The sequence below is a fragment of the Burkholderia sp. Ac-20379 genome (genome assembly GCF_017104645.1).
In the GTDB taxonomy this organism is placed as follows: domain Bacteria; phylum Pseudomonadota; class Gammaproteobacteria; order Burkholderiales; family Burkholderiaceae; genus Burkholderia.
Genome location: NZ_JAAGPF010000527.1, coordinates 1 through 3,205, shown reverse-complemented (window position 1 = coordinate 3,205; position 3,205 = coordinate 1). Strand labels below are relative to the sequence as shown.

Below are 3,205 nucleotides of genomic sequence, written 5' to 3'. Positions count from 1 at the left end.
CGGCCCGGCAGGCGCGGCGTCCTTCGCCGCGGCCTTGGCCTTGTCGGCCGCCTTCGCGCCCTTTTTACCCTTGCCGTTCTTGTCGGCGGCCGCCTCGGGATCGACCGGGCGCGGCGGCACGTCGGATTGATAGTGCAGCACCAGCATCTCGCGCGCGCCGCGCACGGCGGCCACCGGCATGCAGACCACATGCGCGAACGCGGTGTCGCCCACCTTGTCGACGCGCACCACCTTGGCCACCGGCAGGCCCGGCGGGTAGATGCCGTCGAGGCCGCTGGTGACGAGTTCGTCGCCCACCATCAGATCGGCGCTGGTCGGCACGAAGCGCAGGTCGAGCGCATCGCCCTTCGGCGTGCCGTAGATCACGCTGCGCAGCCCGGTGCGCAGCACCTGCACCGGAATCGCGAGGTCGCGATCGGTGATCAGCGTGATTTCGGATTGCAGCGGGAACACGCGCGTGACCTGGCCGACCACGCCGTCCTCGGTGACCACCGGCGCGCCGTTCTGGATGTCGTCGTGCGAGCCGTGGCCGATCACGACGCGCTGCGAGAACGGATCGCTGGTGTCGTACTGGATCTCGACCGGCGTGGCCTGCGCGGCGATGCGCTGGCGCAGGCCGAGGATCGCGCGCAGGTGCGCGTTGTCGGCGGCGAGCAGCGAGGCCTGGTTCGCCTGCAGCGAGAGCTTCAGGTTGCGGTCGTTCAGTTGCTGGTTGTCGTGGCGCAGCGTGGCGTTGCTCGCGGCCAGATCGGCGGCGCCCATGAACAGGTCGCGCGGCACGAGCGCGGCCCGCTGCAGCGGGTACAGCGCGGTGCCAAGAATGCCCCGGACGATTTCGAGCGAATTGAACCGCGCATCCGACACGAGGAGCGCGATCGCCAGCGCAACGAAGAAGATCAGCCGCGCGAGCGCTGACGGACCTTGCTTGAAGAGGGGCGGCGGACTGTATTCCATGGTCGGCGCCGGGCGGCTTGATCGGTTAAATGAATCTCAGACGCGAAAAACGCGCGGCGGTTCGGCCAATATCACAAGCCGGAGCGTCGCGCGTGTGTCGTCGGTAGCGGCTGCATGCCGGGGACGGGGTTGTCCGCCGGCCCGAAGCTGCGCGCGCCGGCGGGCGGCGCGGCCCCGGAGCGGGGTTTACTCGTACGAGAAGATGCTGCCGAGCTTGTCCATGCGTTCGAGCGCCATGCCCGAGCCGCGCACCACGCAGGTCAGCGGATCTTCGGCGACCAGCACCGGCAGGCCCGTTTCCTCGGCCAGCAGGCGATCCAGATCGCGCAGCAGCGCGCCGCCGCCCGTCAGCATCATGCCGCGTTCGGCGATGTCCGCGCCCAGTTCCGGCGGGGTTTGCTCGAGCGCGATCTTCACCGACGAGACGATCTGGTTCAGCGGATCGGTCAGCGCTTCGAGGATTTCGTTGCTGGAGATCGTGAAGCTGCGCGGAATGCCTTCCGACAGGTTGCGGCCCTTCACTTCCATTTCCTTGACTTCGGAACCCGGGAAGGCGGAGCCGATTTCCTTCTTGATCGCTTCGGCGGTTTGCTCGCCGATCAGCATGCCGTAGTTGCGGCGGATGTAGTTGACGATGGCTTCGTCGAACTTGTCGCCGCCCACGCGCACCGAACCCTTGTAGACGATGCCGCCCAGCGAGATCACGCCCACTTCGGTCGTGCCGCCGCCGATGTCGACCACCATCGAGCCGGTGGCTTCCGACACCGGCAGGCCCGCGCCGATCGCGGCCGCCATCGGCTCCTCGATCAGGTAGACCTGCGAGGCGCCGGCGCCGTGCGCGGCTTCCTTGATCGCGCGGCGCTCGACCTGGGTCGAACCGCACGGCACGCAGATGATGATGCGCGGCGAGGGCGAGAACATCCGCGACTCGTGCGCCGTCTTGATGAACTGCTTGATCATCTGCTCGGTGACCGTGAAGTCGGCGATCACGCCGTCTTTCATCGGACGGATCGCCTCGATGTTGCCCGGCACCTTGCCGAGCATCTGCTTGGCTTCCTTGCCGACGGCCTGGATCGTCTTCTTGCCGTTGGGGCCGCCTTCCTGGCGGATCGACACGACGGACGGCTCATCGAGGACGATGCCCTTGCCGCGCATGTAGATGAGGGTGTTTGCGGTGCCGAGATCGATCGCGAGATCGTTGGAGAAGTAGCTGCGCAAAAAACCGAACATTCAGAATCCTGTCTCGCTCTGGTGCCGCCCCCGCGCTGACATGGCGCGCAAGGGTGGCGGCGGAAAAAATAACAGCCTCGGATCGGGCGGGAGCGGCCGCCGCTGGAACGCGAAGCTGCGAGTGCAATCTACCGGGACCGTCGCGCGCCCCGCTTGGCAGGCGGCTGAGCTTGCAGCCGGCTTGCAGCTAACGGTTGCCGTGCGGGAGGGATGGTCCGGGGCTGGGTCGAACGCGTAATGATACCTTATAATTTCTGGGTATTTGAACCCAAACGGACCGTCAATTCACCGCTTCGGGCCCGATTTTGAGGGTTCGAACGAGTCCTCCAACCCCCTGTTGCGGCGCGGCTTCCAATGCGTCGCGCAAGCCCAGTTTTCCCGGTGAAACGCATGGCTTTGACCCTGAACGATGTGAAACGCATCGCGCACCTGGCGCGGCTCGAGATCGCCGACGCCGAGGCCGAACATACCCTGACCCAGCTCAACGATTTCTTCGGCCTCGTCGAGCAGATGCGCGCCGTTGACACACGCGACATCGCGCCGCTGGCCCATCCGATCGAGCAGATCCAGGCCGTCGAGCAGCGCCTGCGCGAGGACGCCGTCACCGAGCAGGTCGATCGCGACGCGAACCAGCGCCCCGCGCCGGCCGTCCAGGACGGCCTGTTCCTCGTGCCCAAGGTGATCGAGTAAGCGCGGCCGGCTGAGCGCCGTCCCGGCCCGCCGCCCGCCGCGGGCCCCCCAGAATCCAGGAATCCTCCAGCAATGCACGCAAAAAGTCTGACCGAACTGCGCGCCGCGCTCGACGCCGGCCAAACCTCGGCCGTCGAGCTGGCGCAGCTCTACCTGCAGCGCATCGACGCGGCCGGCGAGCTCAACGCCTTCGTCCACGTCGATCCGGAGCTGACGCTCGCGCAGGCGCGCGCCGCCGACGCCGCGCGCGCCGCGGGCAACGCCGGCCCGCTGGCCGGCCTGACGATCGCGCACAAGGACGTGTTCGTCACGCGCGGCTGGCGCTCGACGG

The 3,205-nt window shown here is 67.6% G+C and carries 4 protein-coding genes; 2 read left to right on the top strand and 2 right to left on the bottom strand.

Annotated elements, in window-relative coordinates; genetic code table 11:
• Both mreC and G3N92_RS32315 read right to left on the bottom strand, forming a co-directional pair.
• The coding region (mreC, locus tag G3N92_RS32320) for a rod shape-determining protein MreC (RefSeq protein ID WP_206131595.1) at positions 1-954 on the bottom strand (954 nt) is incomplete at its 3' end.
• Positions 955-1,140: 186 nt separating this feature from the next.
• Entirely contained in the window at positions 1,141-2,184 is a 1,044-nt protein-coding gene (locus G3N92_RS32315; protein ID WP_004189550.1) for a rod shape-determining protein, read from the bottom strand.
• A gap of 390 nt (positions 2,185-2,574) precedes the next feature.
• Here G3N92_RS32315 and gatC point away from each other — a divergent pair, with 390 nt between their 5' ends.
• Both gatC and G3N92_RS32305 read left to right on the top strand, forming a co-directional pair.
• Positions 2,575-2,874: an Asp-tRNA(Asn)/Glu-tRNA(Gln) amidotransferase subunit GatC gene (gene gatC, locus G3N92_RS32310; protein WP_206131594.1), complete on the top strand. Its 300-nt coding sequence runs from the start codon at positions 2,575-2,577 to the stop codon at positions 2,872-2,874.
• A 72-nt stretch (positions 2,875-2,946) separates the two neighbouring features.
• The coding region (locus tag G3N92_RS32305; protein WP_241015162.1) for an amidase family protein at positions 2,947-3,205 on the top strand (259 nt) is incomplete at its 3' end.

Excerpts from the sequence above, each read along its gene's own strand:
- G3N92_RS32315 (WP_004189550.1), bottom strand. The coding sequence starts at position 2,184 with ATGTTCGGTTTTTTGCGCAGCTACTTCTCCAACGATCTCGCGATCGAT.
- gatC (WP_206131594.1), top strand. The coding sequence starts at position 2,575 with ATGGCTTTGACCCTGAACGATGTGAAACGCATCGCGCACCTGGCGCGG.